The sequence below is a fragment of the Arenibacter sp. ARW7G5Y1 genome (genome assembly GCF_003201775.1).
Classification (GTDB): domain Bacteria; phylum Bacteroidota; class Bacteroidia; order Flavobacteriales; family Flavobacteriaceae; genus Arenibacter.
Map to the genome: position 1 here is coordinate 219,253 of NZ_QJJZ01000001.1, position 22,136 is coordinate 241,388.

Consider the following 22,136-nt stretch of genomic DNA (forward strand, 5'->3'; position numbering starts at 1 on the left):
AAAAGAAACGGACTCTAGAACAAAATTATCGATTTTTTTTAAACTAATCCTTAAAATCTTTTAAAACTCCCTTGTTCGGGAGTTCTCTAAAGCCCATATTGAACAAGGTAAATCCAAAAATATCCACATTTTGCTCAATGGTCTTGCTAATAGGAGTGCCTGCACCATGGCCGGCATTTACTTCTATTCGTATTAGGGTAGGGTTGTCCCCTGTCTGCTTATCCTGCAGTTCCGCAGCGAACTTAAAACTATGGGCTGGTACCACCCTGTCATCATGATCGCCCGTGGTAATCAAGGTAGCCGGATATGCTACCCCTTTCCGAACATTGTGCAGAGGGGAATAGCCTTTCAGATAATTAAACATTTCCAAGTTGTCTTCAGCTGTCCCATAATCATAAGCCCAGCCGGCACCAGCGGTAAATGTGTGATACCGTAGCATATCCAGAACGCCTACAGCGGGAAGGGCCACCTTCATTAAATCCGGTCTTTGGGTCATGGTGGCACCCACTAAGAGCCCACCATTGGAACCTCCCTTAATGGCCAAATAGTCCGATGATGTATATTTTTCGGCTATTAAATATTCGGCGGCAGCAATAAAATCGTCAAAGACGTTCTGTTTACGGGTTTTAATACCGGCATCATGCCATTGTTTGCCATATTCACCTCCACCTCTTAGGTTGGGCACAGCATAGATGCCGCCTTGCTCCATCCACACGGCATTTATAACACTAAAAGTCGGCGTAAGGCTTATGTTAAAGCCCCCGTAACCATATAAAATGGTAGGATTTTGGCTATTTAACCGCAATCCTTTTTTATGGGTAATCATCATTGGTATCTTAGTTCCGTCCCTGGAAGGGTAAAATACTTGTGTGGATACATAGTCCTCTGGGTTGAAGTCTATTTCAGGTTTCCAATAAACGGTGTAATTACCGGTTTTTATATCCAATTTATAAATGGTTTCCGGGCTATTGTAATTGGTAAAGGTGAAATAAAGATCGGTTGCCTTCTTTTTTCCTCCAAAACCACCGGCACTTCCTAGTCCTGGAAGTGCAATTTCGCGTATCATTGTGCCTTGGTCATCGTATTGATATACTTTTGAAATGGCATCTACCATGTACTCTGCAAAGAAATAACCTCCACCAGTGCCCACAGAAAGAACATTTTGTGTTTCTGGAATTAGATCCTTCCAATTTTCAGGTGTTGGATTATCTGCTTCCACGGTTACTACTTTTTTATTGGGCGCGTTTCTATTGGTCAATATGAATAATTTGGATCCCACATTGTCTATGATATGGCTATCACTATCCGTAGAATCCAATATGGTCCTCAGTTGGCTCTCCGGTTGCGTCAAGTCTTTTATGAACAATTTGTTCCCAGAAGTAGAAACAGCGGCCGAAATTATTAGATACCTATTGTCTTCGGTAACGTAACCTCCAACATATCTATGTTTTTCCGATAAAATACCGCCAAAGACCACCTCATCGCTCTTTTGGGGAGTCCCAAGTTTGTGATAGTAAAGTTTATGTTGGTCGGTTTTGGCAGATAGTTCACTTCCTTTGGGTTTGTCATAACTGGAGTAAAAGAAGCCTTCGTTTCCCTTCCAGGAAACACCACTAAACTTAATGTCAACTAGGGTGTCCTCAACAATGGACTTGTCTTCCGCATTGATGACAATTACTTTTCGCCAATCACTTCCACCCTCGGATATGGAGTAGGCAGCTATGGAACCATCCTTTGAAAAATTTATACCCGCCAAGGAGGTGGTGGCATCTTCGGAAAAGGTATTCGGATCCAGAAAAACTTCTACCTGTCCCTCATCTCCTTTTTTACGGTACAATACACTCTGATTTTGTAAACCATCGTTCTTAAAAAAATAGATGTAATCGCCTTCTTTGAACGGAGATCCCAACTTTTCAAAATTCCATAATTGCTCCAAACGTTTTTTTAGTTCTCTTCTATAGGGAATTTTGTCCAAATAGTTAAAAGTGGTCTCGTTTTGTAATTGGACCCAATTTTCTGTTTCGGGGCTTCGGTCGTCTTCCAACCAACGGAATGGGTCCGGTACTTTTGTTCCGAAATAGGTATCTACGGAATCGGTTTTTTTTGTGTTTGGATATTTCAAAATGACAGTATCTTTTTTTTGGGCAGGTTCACAGGCTAGCATCAGTATTCCAGCCAGTGGGATCAATATGAATGTTTTCATTTAAGGCTGTTCAGAAACCAAAAATAGCATAAAAAAACCTTTGCAAATGGTAGTTACAAAGGTTTTAACATCTTCATTTACCCTTTAGGGATTGAAGGGTTTTGGTATATGGATTCTATTAAACTAGTTGGTTTTGGACCAAATACTCGGCAATTTGTACCGCATTGGTGGCTGCACCCTTTCTTAAGTTATCCGCAACGATCCACATGTTCAAGGTATTGGCCTGTGTTTCGTCCCTTCTAATACGGCCTACAAATACATCATCCTTTCCATGTGCATATATGGGCATAGGGTAGGTATTGGTATCGGTATTGTCCTGGACAACGATTCCTGGTGTTTCGCTCAACAACCTTCTTACTTCCGAAAGGTCAAAATCGTTTTCAAATTCAACGTTGACCGACTCTGAATGACCTCCGGCCGTTGGGATACGAACAGCCGTAGCAGTTACGGAAAATGTTCTGTCGTTGAATATTTTTTGAGGCTCCCTGGCCAATTTCATTTCTTCCTTGGTATATCCATTATCCAGGAATACATCGCAATGGGGCAATGCATTTTTCCCAATGGGATAAGGATACGCCATTTCCCCTTGTATTCCTGCAATTTCGTTTTCCAATTGCCGTACTGCTTTTACCCCGGTTCCGGAAACCGATTGGTAAGTGGAGACGACCACCCTTTTCATCTTGTATTTTTTATGAAGGGGGGAAAGTGCCAATACCATCTGTATTGTGGAACAGTTTGGATTTGCTATAATCTTATCTTCTTTGGTCAATTCGGAGGCGTTTATTTCCGGAACCACCAGTTTTTTGGTGGGATCCATACGCCAGGCTGAGGAATTGTCTATTACCGTGGTACCTACAGCGGCAAATTTTGGCGCCCATTCCAAGGAAGTATCCCCTCCGGCTGAAAAAATGGCAATGTCCGGTTTGGCGGCAACCGCAGTTTCCAGCCCAATTAAGGTATACTCCTTGTCTTGGAAGCTTAACTTTTTACCTACAGATCTTTCCGAGGCCACTACCAATAATTCCGTTACTGGAAAATTACGTTCTGCCAATACTTTTAGCATTACCTCCCCGACCATTCCCGTTGCACCAACTACAGCTACTTTCATTACTATTATGATTAAAATTTCAGTGGGCAAATGTACTGAATATAGGCTATTAAACAATACATAAATAGGAATATATTAAAAATATAACAAATTGTTACAAAAATAACTTTGTAAAATAAAAGAACCGTCAACTTGGATAGCGAATCCTAGCTGACGGTTTTTGTTGGTTAGTTGGTTGTGTAGCGGTTGTACTTCTATCTCAAGTCCAAGTACACAATGCTTTTATAAAAAATTATTTTTTCAGTAAATCCCTGATCTGTGTTAAAAGTTCCTCCTGACTTGGACCTTTTGGTGCCGGTGGTGCCGGTGGGGTTTTGGTTTTATTGTAGGCCTTTACGATCAAGAATAAAACAAAACCAACAATAATTAAATTGATTATAGAATTGATCCAAGCTCCATAACGAATGGCACTTGCTGGTTTTTCAACCGTTCCGTCCGCGGCGACGACAGCTTCGGAAAGAACATATTGCATGTCGGAGAAATCCACACCTCCCGTAAAAAAGCCTACAATTGGCATCATGATATCGTTGACAAATCCACTGACGACCAAGCCTGCAGCCCCGGCGAGCAATACAGCAACTGCCAAATCAATGACATTGCCTGTCATAATAAAATCCTTAAATTCTTTTAACATAATTAGTGTTTTATTTGATTAATACTATCTGCAATTTAACCCAAATAGACGTCTTAACAAAATGTTAAATAAAAATGTTGGGTACAGTGAACATATCTTTTTAATTCTAGTTTTAACCTCTGGTATAAACCTGAACCCTTAAATTCTAATCAATGTAAAGGCGTTTCACTCGCTGCGAAATACCGGTGAGAAGCTCATAGGTGATGGTTTTGGCGGAAGATGCTAGGTTTTCTGCACTGTGATCCGGGCCAAAAACAATGACCTCGTCGCCCTCTTTGCAATCAATCCCCGTTATATCTACCATAATCATATCCATACAAACATTGCCAATAATTGGAGCGGGTTTTCCCTGTATATATACCTTACCTATACGGTTACCATATTGTCTGCCTATTCCGTCCGCATGGCCTAGGGGTAATGTTGCGGTTACCTTGGAAGTATTGGAAATAAATGCCCTGTTATAGCCAACACTTTCATGGGGTGCAATCGTGTGGATTTGAGATATTATTGTTTTAAGAGTGGCAACAGGAATTAACTTTTCATCTTCTGAGGCCTCGTTTCCATACCCATAAAGTCCAATACCGCTTCTTACCATGTCGTACTGTGCTTCAGGGTAATTTATTATTCCAGAGGTATTCAACATGTGCCTAGTGGGCCTGTACTTTAATTTAGAAATTATTGCGGAACTTATTTTTTCGAATTGGCTAATCTGGGAGCGTGTAAAATCTTTTTCATTGATATCCTCGGAAGCGGCCAAATGTGAAAAAAGGGAGCTGATTTTTACCTGATCTGCTCCTTCCAGCGACCTTATGATAAAATCCATATCCCTCTCCCCTAGTCCCAATCTGTTAAGACCGGTGTTGAATTTTAAATGTACGGGGTAGTCCCTTTGGCCCAACTCTTTGGCAATTTTTAAAAAGGAGGAGAAAATGGATTTTGAATATAGACTGGGCTCCAAACAATTTTCTATCATTTTGGTAAAACTTACCTCTTGCGCGTGAAGTACCAGGATAGGTAATTCAATTCCTGCATTTCTTAAAGCTATCCCTTCCGAAGTATAGGCTACGGCCAGGTAATCTGCACCAAGGGATTCCAATTTTTTGGCAATGGCAATTGAATCGCTTCCATAGGCAAAGGCCTTTACCACTCCAAGGAATTTGGTGTCCTGATTTATCTTGGTTCTTAAATAGTGATAATTGTGCTCCAGGGACCTGAGGTCAATTTCCAGAACGGTTTCTCCGACCTTAGTCATTCGATGTTTTTTGAGGAGGCACTACTTCCTCCGAAGTAACTTCCAAGGCACTCACTTTTTCTTTTAACATAGCTTTGTAGTATGCAGCCCTACTAAGGGGTTCATATTCTTCGGTTTCTCCAAGAAAAACCAATTTGGTGTTATTGGCCTTTCTAAAACTATAATTGGCGAGGTTACCGGTGCGAGTGCAAATGGCATGAACTTTTGTGACATATTCGGCTGTGGCCATTAAAGCCGGCATAGGCCCAAACGGATTGCCTTTGAAATCCATGTCCAATCCAGCTACCACTACTCTTATGCCCTTGTTGGCCAGATCATTGCATACGGTAATAATTTCGTCATCGAAGAATTGGGCTTCATCAATCCCTACTACATCACAGTCATCCGCCAAAAGTCGAATATTGGCCGCTGCAGGTACAGGGGTAGATCTTATTTCATTGGCATCGTGTGAGACTACCATCTCCTCATGGTATCTTTTGTCCACCATGGGCTTGAAAATTTCCACTTTTTGTTTGGCAAATTTGGCCCTTTTCAACCTTCGGATCAGTTCCTCGGTCTTACCAGAGAACATGGAACCGCAGATTACTTCGATCCAACCGAATTGTTCTTTAGGGTTAACAGTATTTTCGAGAAACATTTTGTAATTTTAGACGAAAGTAATTTGTTTTCCGTTTTTTATTAGGAGGCATAAAATTATAAAAAAAATAATCCTTCTGGTATAAATGTTGGTAGAAGTTGGTAATCTTGATTACTCGTTTTTTAACCATCCATTTATTACCTGTAAGGAATTGCTATATTGTTGTCCCAATCGGGGCCCTACTAATTATAAAATATATTCAGATGAAAAAGAGACTAAAAGAGGAATTGAGAAAATTATCAACTGAAATAATAACTTCGAGAAACTTAAGCGATTACTCGGCCTTATATGATACGGCCAAGGAATTATATGAAAAGTTGGCAGTCCTTAAATATATTGAGGAACAATTGAATGAGGTAGAGATAGATGTCTCCAAGAATGCCATTGCGGCAAAATTTGAAACCATGGCCAACTCCGTGCTGAATGCAAATTCTTCGGTACCGGAAAGTAACCCGCATAAGGAGGATATAATTATTCCAGGTATAGATACCATAAAGGATATGGTCTCGGAGATGCCCGGAGCCACCACTATCGATGAGGTATTATCCCAATTTACCAACAAACCGGATCTTATCAAAAATGATAAGGATCTATTTACGCCCAAGGAGGTGAAAACAGTGAAAGCGGTAGGCACCGCCCAACCTGTGGAAAATAGTGCTAAAAAGGTATTGAAAGTGGATTTGAACGATCGCTTGGCATTTGTAAAGCATCTCTTCAATAATAATATGGAAGATTACAACAGGGTTTTGTCCCAGTTGAGCACCATTGACAGTGAAGAGAGATCTATTTCCTTCATTACAAACATGGTAAAGCCGGACTATAATAATTGGGAAGGAAAGGAAGAATATGAACAGCGGTTTATGAACGTAATTGCCCGTAAATTTGCGTAAGAATTTTTAGGGACAATAATGGAAATCGTTAATATGGATTTTCAGTACTTTTGTCACTTGCCACCAGCCGTTGTTTACAAAGCCGGTGTTTAATAGAATTAATGGGGAAATTATATATTGTACCTACTCCTATAGGTAATTTGGAAGATATTACATTGCGCGCTATCAGGGTGCTAAAGGAAGTGGATCTTATTTTGGCCGAGGATACCCGTACCAGTGGAAAATTATTGCACCATTACAACATCGATACCCCTATGCAAAGTCACCATATGCACAATGAGCACAAAACGGTGGAAGGTATTGTAAGGCGCTTGCAGTCTGGAGAAAATCTCGCATTGATATCGGATGCGGGCACTCCTGCCATTTCAGATCCCGGTTTTTTGCTTACCCGTGCCTGTGTGGAAAATAAGATAGAAGTGGACTGCCTGCCCGGTGCTACCGCTTTTGTGCCTGCTCTGGTAAATAGCGGATTGCCGAACGATAAATTTGTTTTTGAGGGTTTCTTGCCCGTTAAAAAGGGGAGGCAAACCAGATTGACCTTATTGGCCGAAGAGCCTAGAACAATTATTTTTTACGAATCGCCCCATAAATTGGCAAAGACCTTGTTACACTTTGAAACTTATTTTGGACCGGATAGATTGGTATCCGTTTCGCGGGAGTTGTCAAAAATGTATGAGGAGACCATAAGGGGTACGGTGAAGGAGGTTTTGCAGCATTATACGGACCATCCACCCAAAGGAGAGATCGTTATTGTGGTGGCAGGCAAAAAATAATGGAAGAACTATTATCTGAAATAAGAAGTTGCCAGGTATGTAAGTCCCATTTACCGTTGGGACCTAGACCTGTGGTTGCAGCGCATCCCGATGCCAAGCTTATTATCATTGGCCAAGCACCGGGTATCAAGGTACACCAAACTGGAATACCTTGGGATGACCCTAGCGGTCGGCAGTTGAGGAAATGGCTCAATATTACGGATACCGTTTTTTATGATGAAAGCAAAATAGCACTGGTACCTATGGGATTTTGCTATCCCGGCAGAGGTAAAGGAGGGGACTTGCCCCCTAGACCGGAATGTGCCCCATTGTGGCACAGCGCCTTACTGAAAAGTATGCCGAACGTGCAACTTATTATTTTAATTGGGACCTATTCCCAAGGTTATTATCTTGGGAAGACTGCTAAAGGAACCTTGACAGAAACCGTAAAAGGCTATCGCGAATTTTTACCGAAATACTTTCCCTTGCCACACCCTTCTCCCAGGAATAGGTTTTGGCAATCAAAAAATCCGTGGTTCGAGCAGGAGGTGATACCCATACTTCGGGAAAGGGTTAAAAGAATCCTTGATCATTACTGATTATCTTCAAGTGTATATTTCATTTGTTCAGAATTTCTTCTCTGGAATACTATCCCAAAAGTATTTTAACCTATAATTGGGGCGTTTATCTAAAACCTTTTTTACGCCACTTCATTTGGTTTACTTTTGGAGGACCATAGCATAAGTAGGTTAAGTTCATGGTAAGATTTGGGGAAAAAAGGCGGAGCTTTGCTTCGCCTTTTTTATTGCTGAAAATCAGTATTTTAACTGTTTTTTAGCTCCTTTTAACGATAATTCTTTACCATCATAGAAAAAAATCGTCGATAAAAAGTCATAATTATTTTTGTTATTTCTCACAATACCAGTATTTTAGTATCGCCATAGCATAAGTAGGTTAAGTTTATGGTAAGATTTGGGACGAAAAGGGTGGAGGCTTCTCCACCCTTTTCTATTTTTAGGATACAAAAAAAGTCCGCTCGTCCAATTTTGGACGAGCGGACTTTAAATTTATTCCATCGACTGCTTTGAAAAAAGCACCCGAAAATAATCACTAAGGCCAAATGTAGCCTTTGCTTATTCCGTAATGGTTATTGGTAACCCTTACTTGTTGGCCTTGTAGGCAGCGGCTACTTTATCCCAATTGACTACGTTAAAAAAGGCGTTGATGTAGTCTGGCCTTCTATTTTGATAATTGAGGTAATAGGCATGTTCCCATACATCCAAGCCCAAAATTGGAAATCCGTCACAACCGGTTCCGGGCATAATTGGATTGTCCTGATTTGGAGTAGAGCATATTTCCAGTTTTCCTCCTTTATGAACACATAACCAAGCCCATCCAGAACCAAATCTGGTGGCTGCGGCTTTGGAAAAGGCATCCTTAAATGATTCGAAAGAACCAAAAGCCGAGTTTATTGCATCAGCAAGCTCCCCTGAAGGTTGCCCACCACCATTTGGAGACATTATTTCCCAAAACAATGAGTGGTTATAGAATCCTCCTCCGTTGTTTCTTACAGCGGCATTGGACATGTCCAAGTTGGACAAAATATCCAAAATGGATTTTTTTGCCAAATCTGTTCCCTCAATAGCATTATTTAAATTGGTAGTATACCCGTTGTGATGCTTGGTATGGTGTATTTCCATGGTTCTGGCATCAATATGTGGTTCCAAAGCGTCATACGCATAAGGTAATTTAGGTAATTCAAAAGCCATAATGTTTTCGTTTTTATGTTAAAAAATGTTGTTTCCCAAAATTACGGTTTTATGACATAAATTCAACTAATAATTTGTTAAGAACTGTTTAATATTGCTTATTTTGCGACTAAAATACCGTGCAGGACGCCCCTTACAAAATATATAACGCCTCCGCTGGGTCTGGCAAGACCTATACGCTTGCAAAAGAGTATTTGAAAATCATCCTTTCTTCGGATTTTAATAGAAACTACCGCAGTATTCTGGCCATTACGTTTACCAACAAGGCGGTAAACGAAATGAAACAGCGAATTTTGGGCAGTCTATTTGCTTTTGGCACAACCTCCGATGAATTTGAGATTCCTTCCATGCTGGCCGATATCTCCCAAGAATTGGGAATTGATACAAGAACGCTGCGAAATAGGTCCAAAAGAGTTCTGAAGGAAATACTGCATAATTATGCCTTTTTTGATGTTTCCACCATTGATAAATTTACCCATAGGCTTATAAGGACTTTTGCGAAAGATTTAAAATTGCCCCAAAACTTTGAGGTGGTTCTGGACACCAAATTATTACTGGATGAAGCCATTGCCAAACTTATCAATAAGGCGGGTTCCGATACGCAATTGACCAAAGTGTTGATAGATTTTGCCTTGGAAAAAATTGATGACGATAAAAGCTGGGATATAGCTATCGACCTACAAAAGATAGGGGTTTTATTGTTCAATGAAAATCAGGCTCCCCACCTTAAAAAACTTGAAGACAAGGGTATTGATGACTTTTTGGGTTTAAAAAAGGAATTGTTGCTTCAAATACAGTCCCATGAGACAAAAATAGTGGCGTGGGCCACGGAGACCCTTGCCATAATAGAGGATAACAATTTGGAATTCAATAATTTTAAATCGGGCTATTTCCCAAAATTTATAGCCAAAATTGCCTCGGGAGATCTAAAAATGGATTTCAATGCCGGTTGGAAACAAAAATTTGAAACCGATCCCCTTTACGCCAAGACCTGTCCACAAGGCATTAAAGATATTCTGGATAAACTTCACCCAAGGTTTATTTCGCTGTTCAACGAGATTAAGGATCATTATAATGCCTTGTCCTTGGTTAAGAACGGATATAATAATATAGTGCCCCTTACGGTCCTCAGTGCCATTCAACATGAAATAAAAACTCTGGAAAGGGAGCGTGACCTATTGCCCATCTCCTCTTTTAATAGTATTATTTCCAAAGAAATAAAAGACCAGCCGGCACCTTTTATTTATGAACGTATAGGGGAGAAGTATCGTCATTATTTTGTGGATGAATTTCAGGATACATCCGAAATGCAATGGAACAACCTAATTCCTTTAATAGGTAATGCATTGGAGAGTCAGGACGATCAAGGTAAAATAGGTTCCTTGCTTTTGGTAGGCGATGCCAAACAGGCCATATACCGTTGGAGAGGGGGCAAGGCGGAACAGTTTCTGAACCTGATAAACCTAAAGGAAAATCCGTTTGTATTTCCGCCATCCACGGAAAATCTTCCCGCAAATTACAGGAGTCATGAAGAGGTAATAAAATTCAACAATGATTTTTTTACGATTACCAGCCCCTTTTTGGAGAATACCGTATATAACAAATTGTTTGTAGAGGGCAATAGGCAAAAGTACAATAGCAAAAAAGGAGGTTTGGTACAACTTTCCTTTATTGATACCGAGGAATCCCAAGAGGAAGATGGGGAATACTGTAATTTGGTAATGAAAACCTTGGAAGAGGTTTTGCAAAAGAACTATTCCCTAAAGGATGTTTGTATCCTTACCCGTAAGAAGAAACATGGAATCTTGTTGGCAGATTTTCTAATGCAGGGCAATATCCCTATCATTTCGTCCGAAACTTTGTTGTTAAATAGCAATCCAAAGGTTAGGTTCCTGATTAATTTATTGCATTTTAGTCTACAGCCAAAGGAGATGGAAAGGTGTTATGAAATACTGAGCTTTCTTTCTGAAGAGCTTGAAAATAGACATCAATTTATAAACGCCAATATTAATAATGTACCCCAGTTACTCTTGGGAACTTACGGCTTTAATATAGATATTATAGGTCAATCCTCGGTTTATGATGGCTTGGAATATGCCATTAAAAAGTTTGGATTGGCAAACAGCTCGGACGCCTATATAACCTACTTTCTGGACGTTGTTTTGGAAGTGGAACAAAAGGAGGGGGCAAATACCCAAGTCTTTTTGGCGTATTGGGAGAAGAAAAAGGACAGTTTAAGCATCACCGCTCCCGAAAATGTGGATGCCGTTCAAATAATGACCGTTCATAAATCCAAGGGATTGGAGTTTCCTATTGTAATCTTTCCATTTGCCAATACCAATATATATGAAGAAAGGGATGCAAAATTATGGCTGCCCGTAAACCCGATCTCGTTTAAAGGTTTTGAGGAAATACTAATCAACAAAAAACAGGAGGTTATAGGTTATGGTCCTCTTGCGGAAACAATTTATAACGAAGAACAGCATAAATTGGAATTGGACGCCTTTAATCTATTGTATGTAGCACTGACCAGGGCGGTTAAGGGTCTTTATGTTATTTCCAAGAAAGATCTGACCCAAAAGGGAGAACATAAACCAAATTATTATTCCGGATTGTTTATACATTATTTAAAGGAGAAGGGGCTTTGGGAAGAGGCCAAGACCTCTTATCGATTCGGAGACCTTGAAATGCAAGACGATTCCTCCGGCCAAGGGGAACATCAGGAAAAGATAATCCATTTATACACTTATAAGGAGCGACCCGGATTTAGAATTTTGACCAAAGCGGGCGCACTTTGGGATACGGAGCGGGGAACAGCACTTAGCAAGGGAAATTTGCTCCATCATATAATGGGATTAATTGAGACCAATGAAGATATTGAAGGAGCTGTTGACACGCTAATTAGAAACGGCGATCTTTCCCATGGAGACAGTCTTGTGATGAAACAAAGGATTAAGTCCATTGTTGACCACCCAAAGTTATGCGGCTATTTTCTTAAGGGAAACCTTATAAAGAATGAACAGGACATCCTAACCAAAAATGGAAAGGTACTTCGCCCGGACAGGCTGGTCATTAAGGAAAACAAGGCTACCATTATAGATTATAAGACAGGGAAAAGGAATCCGGCATACCATGAGCAAATCTATTCCTATGCAGACGCTCTGGAAGCAATGGGATATGAAATTGAAAACAAAATCCTTATCTATATCAATGATGATATTACCCTAGACTTTATCTAGTGGGTGCTAAAGGCGTGATTGGAGAAGTTTAAATAGGACGTTTTTGGTCTTTAATGCGCTCACTGCGGTATAATAGATCGGGACTCCTTTTATTTATTGGCCCAAAATTATGTTAGATGGTATCCAATTATGGTGGAAATTCATCAATATGATGCCATAATAAATTATTTATCTTATCGGATTATTCTTTCCATGTTGTTTAAAGATAAAGCAAGAAGTTGCCTACAAGGTCTTATAGCTAATGGTTTTTTGGACTTGGATTGAACAATAACTATTTTTGCCAAGGTGGGGATAGTATGAAATATCGATTAAATGCGTCTTTTTTGGTATGAAATACGTTAAAAAAATTAAGAGAATGATTTTGTTAATAATTTTTAACAACTTACATTTGCAGCTAATAAACACTTAAACTTAAAAAATTGAACATGAAACATCTTAGCAAATTATTGGTTGTTGCCTTACTTTTTGTAGGTTTTAACAACGTACAAGCGCAAGACGAGAATAACCCATGGCAAGTAAGTTTCGGAGCTAACGCAATCGACGTTTACCCTACCGAAGATTATAGTAGCTTTGGGAATGAATTCTTTAATGCAACAGACCACTGGAACATACTTCCATCAATTTCCTATGTTGGAGTTTCCAAGTACGTAGGTAGCGGCTTCTCAATTGGGGCAAGAGGTTCCTTGAACCGAATTGACAAATTGGGGGATACAAGCGTTGACGATTTGTCTCACTATGCTGTTGATGGTACAATAAAATATAATTTCTTAAAAAGTACAGTAATCGATCCATTTATCGAAATAGGTGGTGGATATACTTGGATAGACGAAGTAGGTGCTGGTACAGTAAATGGTGGTGTTGGACTTAACATCTGGTTTACTGAGAATATAGGTCTTACATTACAGTCTAGTTACAAGCATGCTTTCGAAGATTACTTGGCCAAACATTTCCAACATATGGCAGGTATTGCTATCAAATTTGGTGGAACTGATACCGATGGTGACGGAATCTACGACAAGGATGATGCTTGTCCAGAAGTTGCTGGTCTTGAAATTTTCAACGGATGTCCAGATGCTGATGGTGATGGCATAGAGGATAGCAAAGATGCTTGTCCTAACGAAGCTGGTTCCAAAGAAATGAACGGATGTCCAGATGCTGACGGTGACGGTGTTGCCGATAAGGATGATGCTTGTCCTAACGAAGCTGGTCTTGCTGCTTTAGCTGGTTGTCCAGATGCTGATGGTGACGGTGTTGCCGATAAGGATGATGCTTGTCCTAACGAAGCTGGTCCTGCTGCTAACAAAGGATGTCCTTACCAAGATAAAGATGGTGACGGTGTATTGGATAAAGATGACAAATGTCCAGATGTTGCTGGAACTGTAGCTAACCAAGGTTGTCCTGAAGTTACTGAAGAAGTTCAGAAGCAATTGAACGAATATGCTAGAACAATCTTGTTCGATACTGGTAAATCTTCCATCAAAGCAGAATCTACTTCTGTAATGGTTGATATTATCACTATCCTTAAAGAGTATCCAACTGCTAAATTTACTGTAGAAGGTCATACTGACAGTGTAGGTAGTGCTTCCTTGAACCAAAAATTATCTGAGTCAAGAGCACTTTCAGTTAAATCTTTCTTGGTAGAAAAAGGTATTGAAGAGTTTAGATTATCTGCTGTAGGTTACGGTGAGGATAAGCCAATCGCTACTAACAATACTAAAGCTGGAAGAACACAAAACAGAAGGGTTGAAATCAACTTGGTAAAGTAATTTCCAAGTAGTTTTAAAACTATAACGAAAAGCCCCGCTATTTAGCGGGGCTTTTTTTGTTTTTAAAAGTTCAAGGATAAATGGCTAAAATTATTATCCCAACCTAAAATTATTATATTTTTAATGTTAGTACGGACTGCATGCCTCGGTTCTATTTTTTATAATTAAATTACCCTGTAATTGCAGACAACTGTATTGCAGCAGGTGCCATAGAAAACGGGAAACCTGTTGGTAACTGTGGGGATTTTGGCCACGACAATTATAACTGCCTGCCCCTAAAGGGTCTGCCTATTAATTTAAAATAAAATAGAATCAGTTGAAAAGCTTTCTCCAACAGGTAGTTGATGATTTATTACAATCCTATGACTCCTTAGACGACCTGATCTTAATACTTCCCAGTAAAAGGGCAGGAACTATTTTAAGGACAACATTGGCCGATACAGCCGATAAAACTATTTTCTCGCCAAAAATATACAGTATTGAAGGCTTTGTGGAACAAATATCCAATCTACAGACGGCTTCCAGTATGGAGCAACTTTTTACCCTTTATAAGGCTTATTCGTCCATGGAATACGCAGAAAAGGATAACTTTTATACCTTTTCCAAATGGGGACAGACCTTGTTACAGGATTTTAATGAAATAGATAGATATTTAGTAGATACCAAGGATATATTTTCTTATTTGGCCAATATCCAAGAAATCAATCATTGGTCATTACAAAAAGAAAAATCGGAGATAATAACGAATTACATTGAATTCTGGAATAATCTTGAACCACTTTATAACGCTTTCAACGATTTGCTAAAAGCCCAAAACTTGGGACATCAGGGTCTAATTTATCGGACGGCCTGTGAACAGCTGAAGGATTATTTAGGCAATAACCAGAACAACACACATATTTTCATTGGTTTTAATGCGTTAAATACCGCGGAATCGTATATTATTCAGCAAATTCTTGACAAGACCAAAGCGGATATTTATTGGGATGGGGACAGCTATTTTGTGGAGGATCCCATACATGACGCCGGGTACTTTATTAGGCAACATTTAAATACCTGGCCCTGGCTTAAAGGAAAGACGCTAAAGGGCGTGGAAAGCAATTATTTATCCGAAAAGGATATTAAAATTATAGGGGTGCCTAAAAACGTTTCCCAGGCCAAGTACGTAGGTAACCTTTTGTTACAACTTAAGAAACAGGATAACAACCTACTTAAAAACACTGCAATAGTTTTAGGGGATGAAACTTTGTTGAATCCTGTTTTAAATTCCATCCCCTCGGAATTGGATACGGTAAACATTACCATGGGATATCCCTTGAAGAATACTCCTTTGGCCAGTTTGTTTTCCCAATACCTTTCCATACATATAAAAAAGGATTCCCAGGGCTGGTATTTTCAGCAGGTGTTGGATTTTTTATCTCATCCTTACATCCAGATTTTATGTACTGAAAATCAGCAAAATAAGGCTAACCTGATAAGTGAAGCTATTAGAACAAAGAATTGGGCATTTATAACGACTGATAATTTACGGTCCTTAGGGGAAGGAAATGAGGATTTGCTAAGTTTACTTTTTTTTCGCGAGGAGGTCCCAGGAACTGTTTTTTTACATAAATGCCATCAAATTATCCAAATTCTTAGGGAAAGGTTTACCCAAAGCAAAGACTCCCTCGGATTGGAGTATTTGTATAAATTTTACTCCCTGTTCAACCAGCTTCAGGACATGGTAGAGCAATATTCATTTGTCAATGACCTAAAATCCTTGGAAAGCCTTTATTTGGAAATTGTAAGGAACGAAACCTTGGACTTTCAAGGAGAGCCCTTGGAAGGCTTACAGATAATGGGAATGTTGGAAAGTAGGGTGCTCGATTTTGAAACCGTTATTCTTACTTCTGTCAATGAAGGAATACTTCCTTCCGGTAAGTCCAATAATTCCTTTATCCCCTTCGATCTAAAAAAGTATTACAAACTTCCTACCTATAAGGAAAAGGACGCCGTTTACACCTATCACTTTTATCGCTTATTGCAACGGGCAAAAAACATCTACTTGTTGTACAATACGGAACCAGATGTTTTGGAAGGCGGGGAAAAGAGTAGGTTGTTGACCCAATTGTTAACGGATGAAAATAAATTGGCGGATATCACCGAGATCATCGCGGCACCTGAAATTGCCCCTTCTCTTAAAGTCTTACAAACTATATCCAAGGATAAAAGCCTTATGGATTTGATCAAGACGCACGCTGCAAAAGGATTTTCTCCTACCTCCCTGAGCAACTATATTAGGAATCCAATAGATTTTTATAAGAGGAACCTATTGGGAATAGACGATGTTCTTGAGGTAGAGGAAACCGTTGCCAACAATACCTTTGGTACAATTGTTCACGATACCTTGGAAGATCTCTATAGGCCCTATATAAATACCTATTTGAAGGAATCCATGCTTTTGGAAATGAAAAAGAAGGTAAGGCCTCTAGTGATTGGCCATTTTGCCAAAAGCTTTGCCGATGGCGATATTTCCAGAGGAAAAAATCTAATAGCATATAATGTAGTAGTGCGGTATGTGGAAAATTTTCTTAAACTGGAAATGGCAGAAGTGGCGCAACATCAAATTAGGATATTGGGGGTTGAAGAAAAACTGCGAATGGATATTAATGTTCCAGGCTTGGATTTCCCTGTAGCCCTAAAAGGAAAATTGGATCGGATAGATGAAAAGGATGGGGTCATTAGAATTATCGACTATAAAACAGGAACTGTCACCAGTTCCCAAGTTGAAATTGTTGCATGGGAAGACGCTATTGAGGATTACAACTATAGCAAGGCCTTTCAATTGCTGTGTTATGCTATAATGTACAACAACATGAAGCCTATTGATGCTATTGAGGCAGGGATTATATCTTTTAAAAATTTAAGTTCGGGTCTTCTCAAATTTGCCGTAAAGGAAAAAAAGGGCAGTAGAAACAAGGATAATTCCATTACCCAAGAAACTATTGCCCATTTTATGGAATCCTTAAAAACTTTAATATTTGAAATTGGCAATCCTGTTGTGCCGTTTACCGAAAAAGAAGTGTAGCCCTATTTTTTATCTGGTCGTGTAGGTCTAACCTCTATCTTGCTGGGCAAGGTCCTTGGATTCATTTGTAAAAGATCCAAAACCAATTCGCCAATATCTTCTGGTTGTATCTTCCATGCATCCTCTTTTGAAGGTTCATGTCCATTAAAATTAGTTGCTACGGAACCTGGCATTATGGTGGAGACCTTAATGTCATAGGGTCTTAAATCCAACATAGCGGCCTGAGTAAAGCCTACTACCCCAAATTTGGTGGCATTATAACCAGCGCCATTCGCAAAAAAATTGGTACCGGCCAAACTTGCCACAGTAATATAATACCCTTTGGATTTCTTTAGTGCCTCAACGGAAGCCTTGAGAGAGTGGTATACGCCGTTTAGGTTGGTGTTTACCATTTCGTGCCATTGAGTGTCGGAAATTTGATCTATGGGAGCAAAATGTCCAACTCCTGCGTTGGCCACCATTACATCCAATTTTCCCCACTTATCCAAGATCTTTTTAATCGCTGCCTTTTCATCACCTATATTTGTTACATCCGAGGCTATGGCAAGTACCATGTCTTCAGGGCCAAGTTCTTTGGCCGCTTTTTCGGCATTTTCCAACTGCCTGCTACTAATGGCCACTTTCATTCCTGCTTTCAATAATTTGGATGCTATTCCAAATCCTATTCCTTTGGAGCCCCCTGTAATATAGGCTACTTTATTTTTTAAATCATTCATGCTGTTTAGTTTTAGGTGAAATTAAAATTATAAGGGGAGAAAATAAAAAAGTAAGCGTTATTGTTTTCTTAAACCGGGTGCTTCATAACAAAACGTCATACTAAATTAATGGATAAGTGGGCTTAGGCAGGTAGTAGCAACCTCTGGGCCGTGTAATACTGTAGATGTCTCTTTACGGACGTTTTGTATTTAACGAAATCATTTTGGTGGTAACCCTTATAAATTGGGCTCGTTAAAACTCAATAAAGGGATGCCTATATGTTCCTCCATTTTTGCCACTAAGCTAATATGGAATATTTTTTGAAAAAAGCCTTTTTCCTCCCGCTCCAACAGTACTAGTAGGTCGGCCCCAATAGTCTTGGCATGTACTTTAAGTTTATCCTGTATATTGTCAGAGAAAATCAACTCAAATTCTATGCTGCTATCGTCAACCACTTGTTTTAGCATATCCTTAAACCATTCCATCTGCTCTTTTCCTGCATATTCTTTTTCAGTGGATATATGAACTACATGTATTTTAGCGGCAAGTAATTTTGCCATTGGGACCAATTTTTTTAGCGCCAAAATATCCGCTTCCTCAAAGTCCGTTGCGTACAAAATAGTCTTTAATGGCTTGTCTGGGGTATCATTGGGGATAATTAGTAGGGGGCATGGTACTTTTTCCTGAAGTCTCTTTCCAATATTGCCCACAAAAAGACCTCGATCTGTATGTTTGTCCTTTCTGCCTATAATTATCATATCGGTTGCAACATCCTTGGTTTTTTCCAGAATCCCATTGGTTACCGAATCGTTGTGGATGACTTCCGCTTGTAGATCCTTATTATCCACGGGAACGCCTAAATGCTTGGAACAATAGGACGATAAAATCTCTGTCTGCTCTTTGATTACGTGGTATTCAATTTGGGCTGCCGGACGTGAAACGGAAACGCGTAAAGGTTCCATTTCGTGAACATAAAGTACCAATAAGGTGGCATTTAATTTTCGGCTTATCTGGTAGGCGTATTTTAAAGCAGGCACGGCATATTCACTTCGATCAGTAGCATAGAGTATCGTCTTCATTGTATCTTTATTTAAAAGCTAAATCTAAAGGCTATTGTTGATAATAAATATGATATTGGTCATAAGTAATGGAGTGCTTAGCTGTTGTGCAATTGGTGATTTGATTGTAATGTTGGTGATAAATGGAATTTTTGGTGAAACCCCAAGGCTATATGTAACCAAAAATATAGGTTAACTGATATGTATCATTTCGAGGGATAATTTGCAATTGTATATTAGTAGTCATTGGGATCTATAAAACCATACCTTCATGAAAGCTATAGCAAAAATTGGCAGCCTAATCACTAATAGGGACAAGATGATGATTCTCCGCAACCTTAGCCGAATTATGGATATTAGGGTAATTGACCTTGATATTGACACGGGAAAGCTCATTATTCTTTATTATAGTCCTATTGCTTTGGAACAGGTAAAGCAAGAACTTTGGAGGATTGGATATCCAATCGGACAGTTTAAATTTCTATCCAGGTTAAGCCCCAACTTACATAGTGAGGGTAGTACTGAGACCGCCATTGCCTAAGCATTCCTTAAAATATAACATGGCTTATGTCTACATAAAATATATAAAAGTTTGAAAATTAGGTATCCACCATTTGTTTTGGCCAGACACTTACTTATACCGCATCATTTCAGTAACTTTTTACTTTAAATAAATATTTTAAAATTACTTTGAATGAAATCAAAAACACAACTGTTCATTGAATTATGGGAAGAAGCCCGGACCCGGTTTTCCAACCAATTATCAAACCTAACGGAAGATGATCTAAGTAAAAGGTTATTGCCTGCGCCCAATAGTATTGGTTTTCTTATAAGGCATATTGGGGATGTTGAATTGCTTTTTGCCAAGAACGTATTTGGGGCACAGGAGGTAAAGGTAATTGCAAAAACGGTCATTGCCCAAAAGGATACAGGAGAGTGGACCAATAGGACCGAATTATTGGAATATGTGGAATATTCTTATCAAATGCTTAAATCGGTGTTGGAAAAACAACAGGAGGAGGATTGGGAGACCACAGTTACCACCAAGGAGTTTGGGACCAAGACAAAGGCGGAGGCTTTTGGGAGGATTGTATCCCACACCATACACCATTCCGGTCAAATGGTCCTCCTTAAAAAATATGGATCTTAGTATTCAATGGATCTTTTCTACCACCCTTTTTAATTTCTTCCCCACTTCATCCGCAATATCCATTAAATCCAGGTTAATTACCGCCTGCATGGACGCCATGGGGTTTACCGCTGCAATTTCAACAAGTCCAGGTTCCTTTTCCATAACAATTACATTACAGGGCAACATAGTGCCAATTTTATCTTCGGCCTGTAAAGCTTTATGGGCAAATGGGGCGTTACAAGCACCCAGAACGATATAATTATAGAAATCTACGTCCAATTTTTTCTTTAGGGTAGCTTTCATATCTATTTCCGTCAGTACCCCAAAACCCTCCTCTTGTAGGGCCAATTTGGTTTTTTCGATGGCTTGGGCGAAGGGTATATTTCCAATTGTTTTATTAAAATAATATTCCATAATAAAATTATTAATGTGTTTTTATCTAGTATTTAAGGTAGTGATTTTTAAGCCATTTAAATGGGTCTATGCCGTAAAAAAGGTATAGTAGGCCCTTTATTACTTGGACTTTATAAAAAAAAGGATTGGCATATCCATATATCCCAATCCTTTATGTCCGGACCTTGGTAGCACTTTTGCACCTACCCAATCCCGATGGGGAAATTTACACTTGTAATATCCTTACAAGGGGATGGGTAATAAGGCTCAAGAAGTTACTTTAGCTCCGGAGTATGGTCGCTAAGGCATTACTGCTTAGAAACTTTATTTTTATTTCTTTCAATGAACGAATGCTTTTTTACTAGTACTAAAATATCGTTATCGAATTAAAAAAGAAATGACATAGATCAGTTCGATGCTTTTTTCTTGTTTTTTTGATAAAGGAATCGGGATTACTACTTTTTATTAAGTCTTTTATTCATTTCCCTATCCCTCGATATTTGTGGTTGGGGGTTCCAGCAATTCAAAGAATTGATCTAGTTTGGGTAAAATGATAATTTCTGTCCTGCGGTTGATTGCCCTGCCTTCTGCCGTTGCATTGGTAGTCTTTGGAACGTATTCAGACCTGCCCCCAGCGGTCATTCTTATAGGTTGTACCGCAAATTTAGTTTGCATTAACCGAACAATGGAGGTCGCCCTTTTAACACTTAAATCCCAGTTGTCGGTCATACAGTCTGTGGAAATGGGAACATTATCCGTATGCCCTTCCACTAAAATATCAAGTTCTTTATGGTCATTGATAATCTTGGCAATTTTGCCTATCACTTCCTCTGCCCTGTTACTTATGTTATAGCTTCCGGAACGGAAAAGCATTTTGTCCGAAATTGAGACGTAGACCACTCCTTTTTTTACCTCAATATTAATGTCCTCATCCTCAAAATTGTCCAAGGATCTTTTTAAGTTCATCACCAACACCAAATTAATGGAATCTTTTCGCTGCATGCTACTGGTAAGGTTCTTTATGTATTTATTCTGTTCGTTTAGGGCTTCCAAAGATTTTTTAATGCTTTCTGCCCCTGATTTGCTCACAACGGAAAGATCGGATAGTCGGGCCAATAGATCTGTATTGGTACTTTTGAAGTATTCCATTTGTTGCTCCAAGGATTTGGATTTGTTTTTTTCGTTGGCCAATCCGGCTTCCAGTAAATTGTTTTGGTTCATACTGGTATTTAATTCATTTTCACAATTTAGTGCCCGGTCTTGCATGGCGGTATATTTTTTTTGACTTACACAGGAGGTAAAAAGGGTAAGCGCCAATATATAGAGATGTAGTGTTTTCATAGTCATAAGTTTTATGGATAATAGTTGTTCCATAAAGAAAGACACAATTTAAAAGGTGTCCAATGATATATGTCATGTAGGGCAATGGCCCTTTATTTTTTGGTTACGGTATTCTTTCTTCACAATGCTTCGTCATAGTGGTTCCTTGAACCGGAACTGCCTCTTACTAAACTTATGGTATGCTTTGCATGCATAACTG

General features: G+C 39.3%; 18 protein-coding genes. 8 read left to right on the forward strand and 10 right to left on the reverse strand.

Annotated elements, in window-relative coordinates; all coding sequences use genetic code 11:
• Window positions 1-43 precede the first annotated feature (43 nt).
• From C7972_RS00865 to C7972_RS00885, 5 genes are all read right to left on the reverse strand, one after another.
• Window positions 44-2,203: a prolyl oligopeptidase family protein gene (locus tag C7972_RS00865; protein WP_110354319.1), complete on the reverse strand. Its 2,160-nt coding sequence runs from the start codon at window positions 2,201-2,203 to the stop codon at window positions 44-46.
• Window positions 2,204-2,321: 118 nt separating this feature from the next.
• Window positions 2,322-3,311 (reverse strand): aspartate-semialdehyde dehydrogenase, encoded by a 990-nt coding sequence (locus C7972_RS00870; protein ID WP_110354320.1) that lies wholly within the window; start codon window positions 3,309-3,311, stop codon window positions 2,322-2,324.
• A 232-nt stretch (window positions 3,312-3,543) separates the two neighbouring features.
• Window positions 3,544-3,945 carry a large conductance mechanosensitive channel protein MscL gene (gene mscL, locus C7972_RS00875; RefSeq protein ID WP_110354321.1) on the reverse strand — a complete coding sequence of 134 codons (402 nt, stop codon included), beginning with the start codon at window positions 3,943-3,945 and terminating at the stop codon, window positions 3,544-3,546.
• A gap of 145 nt (window positions 3,946-4,090) precedes the next feature.
• Window positions 4,091-5,197, reverse strand: coding sequence for an alanine racemase (alr, locus tag C7972_RS00880; protein ID WP_110354322.1), 1,107 nt, complete (start codon window positions 5,195-5,197; stop codon window positions 4,091-4,093).
• The gene (locus C7972_RS00885) at window positions 5,190-5,834 is read right to left on the reverse strand and encodes a thymidine kinase (RefSeq protein ID WP_110354323.1); all 645 of its coding nucleotides are present in this window, start codon (window positions 5,832-5,834) and stop codon (window positions 5,190-5,192) included. The genes alr and C7972_RS00885 overlap by 8 nt, the downstream gene beginning before the upstream one ends.
• A gap of 203 nt (window positions 5,835-6,037) precedes the next feature.
• Here C7972_RS00885 and C7972_RS00890 point away from each other — a divergent pair, with 203 nt between their 5' ends.
• The 3 genes from C7972_RS00890 to C7972_RS00900 all read left to right on the forward strand — a co-directional run bounded on the left by C7972_RS00890 (window position 6,038) and on the right by C7972_RS00900 (window position 8,075).
• On the forward strand, window positions 6,038-6,724 hold the full coding sequence (locus C7972_RS00890; protein WP_110354324.1) for a hypothetical protein: 687 nt from the start codon (window positions 6,038-6,040) through the stop codon (window positions 6,722-6,724).
• Between the two features lie 101 nt (window positions 6,725-6,825).
• The gene (gene rsmI / locus C7972_RS00895; RefSeq protein ID WP_110354325.1) at window positions 6,826-7,497 is read left to right on the forward strand and encodes a 16S rRNA (cytidine(1402)-2'-O)-methyltransferase; all 672 of its coding nucleotides are present in this window, start codon (window positions 6,826-6,828) and stop codon (window positions 7,495-7,497) included.
• Entirely contained in the window at window positions 7,497-8,075 is a 579-nt protein-coding gene (locus C7972_RS00900) for a uracil-DNA glycosylase family protein (RefSeq protein ID WP_110354326.1), read from the forward strand. Before rsmI ends, C7972_RS00900 begins: the two co-directional genes overlap by 1 nt.
• 561 nt (window positions 8,076-8,636) lie before the next feature.
• Here the strand turns inward: C7972_RS00900 and C7972_RS00905 are convergent.
• Window positions 8,637-9,245, reverse strand: a complete 609-nt coding sequence (locus tag C7972_RS00905; protein ID WP_110354327.1) for a superoxide dismutase — start codon at window positions 9,243-9,245, stop codon at window positions 8,637-8,639.
• A 119-nt stretch (window positions 9,246-9,364) separates the two neighbouring features.
• Here C7972_RS00905 and C7972_RS00910 point away from each other — a divergent pair, with 119 nt between their 5' ends.
• The 3 genes from C7972_RS00910 to C7972_RS00920 all read left to right on the forward strand — a co-directional run bounded on the left by C7972_RS00910 (window position 9,365) and on the right by C7972_RS00920 (window position 17,317).
• On the forward strand, window positions 9,365-12,484 hold the full coding sequence (locus C7972_RS00910; protein WP_110354328.1) for an exodeoxyribonuclease V subunit beta: 3,120 nt from the start codon (window positions 9,365-9,367) through the stop codon (window positions 12,482-12,484).
• A gap of 425 nt (window positions 12,485-12,909) precedes the next feature.
• Window positions 12,910-14,250 carry an OmpA family protein gene (locus C7972_RS00915; protein WP_110354329.1) on the forward strand — a complete coding sequence of 447 codons (1,341 nt, stop codon included), beginning with the start codon at window positions 12,910-12,912 and terminating at the stop codon, window positions 14,248-14,250.
• 316 nt (window positions 14,251-14,566) lie between these two features.
• Window positions 14,567-17,317, forward strand: coding sequence for a PD-(D/E)XK nuclease family protein (locus C7972_RS00920; RefSeq protein ID WP_110354330.1), 2,751 nt, complete (start codon window positions 14,567-14,569; stop codon window positions 17,315-17,317).
• 2 nt (window positions 17,318-17,319) lie between these two features.
• Here C7972_RS00920 and C7972_RS00925 read toward each other — a convergent pair whose 3' ends face one another.
• Entirely contained in the window at window positions 17,320-18,033 is a 714-nt protein-coding gene (locus C7972_RS00925) for an SDR family oxidoreductase (RefSeq protein WP_110354331.1), read from the reverse strand.
• 216 nt (window positions 18,034-18,249) lie between these two features.
• Window positions 18,250-19,092 carry a universal stress protein gene (locus C7972_RS00930; protein WP_110354332.1) on the reverse strand — a complete coding sequence of 281 codons (843 nt, stop codon included), beginning with the start codon at window positions 19,090-19,092 and terminating at the stop codon, window positions 18,250-18,252.
• Between the two features lie 250 nt (window positions 19,093-19,342).
• Between C7972_RS00930 and C7972_RS00935 the strand changes: the two genes are divergently transcribed.
• The gene (locus C7972_RS00935) at window positions 19,343-19,612 is read left to right on the forward strand and encodes a hypothetical protein (protein WP_110354333.1); all 270 of its coding nucleotides are present in this window, start codon (window positions 19,343-19,345) and stop codon (window positions 19,610-19,612) included.
• Between the two features lie 153 nt (window positions 19,613-19,765).
• The gene (locus C7972_RS00940; RefSeq protein WP_110354334.1) at window positions 19,766-20,221 is read left to right on the forward strand and encodes a DinB family protein; all 456 of its coding nucleotides are present in this window, start codon (window positions 19,766-19,768) and stop codon (window positions 20,219-20,221) included.
• Between the two features lie 3 nt (window positions 20,222-20,224).
• Here the strand turns inward: C7972_RS00940 and C7972_RS00945 are convergent, their stop codons facing one another.
• Together C7972_RS00945 and C7972_RS00950 are read right to left on the reverse strand one after the other, a co-directional pair.
• Window positions 20,225-20,617, reverse strand: a complete 393-nt coding sequence (locus tag C7972_RS00945; RefSeq protein ID WP_110354335.1) for a DUF302 domain-containing protein — start codon at window positions 20,615-20,617, stop codon at window positions 20,225-20,227.
• 465 nt (window positions 20,618-21,082) lie between these two features.
• Window positions 21,083-21,937 (reverse strand): OmpA family protein, encoded by an 855-nt coding sequence (locus tag C7972_RS00950; protein ID WP_110354776.1) that lies wholly within the window; start codon window positions 21,935-21,937, stop codon window positions 21,083-21,085.
• Window positions 21,938-22,136: the final 199 nt, after the last annotated feature.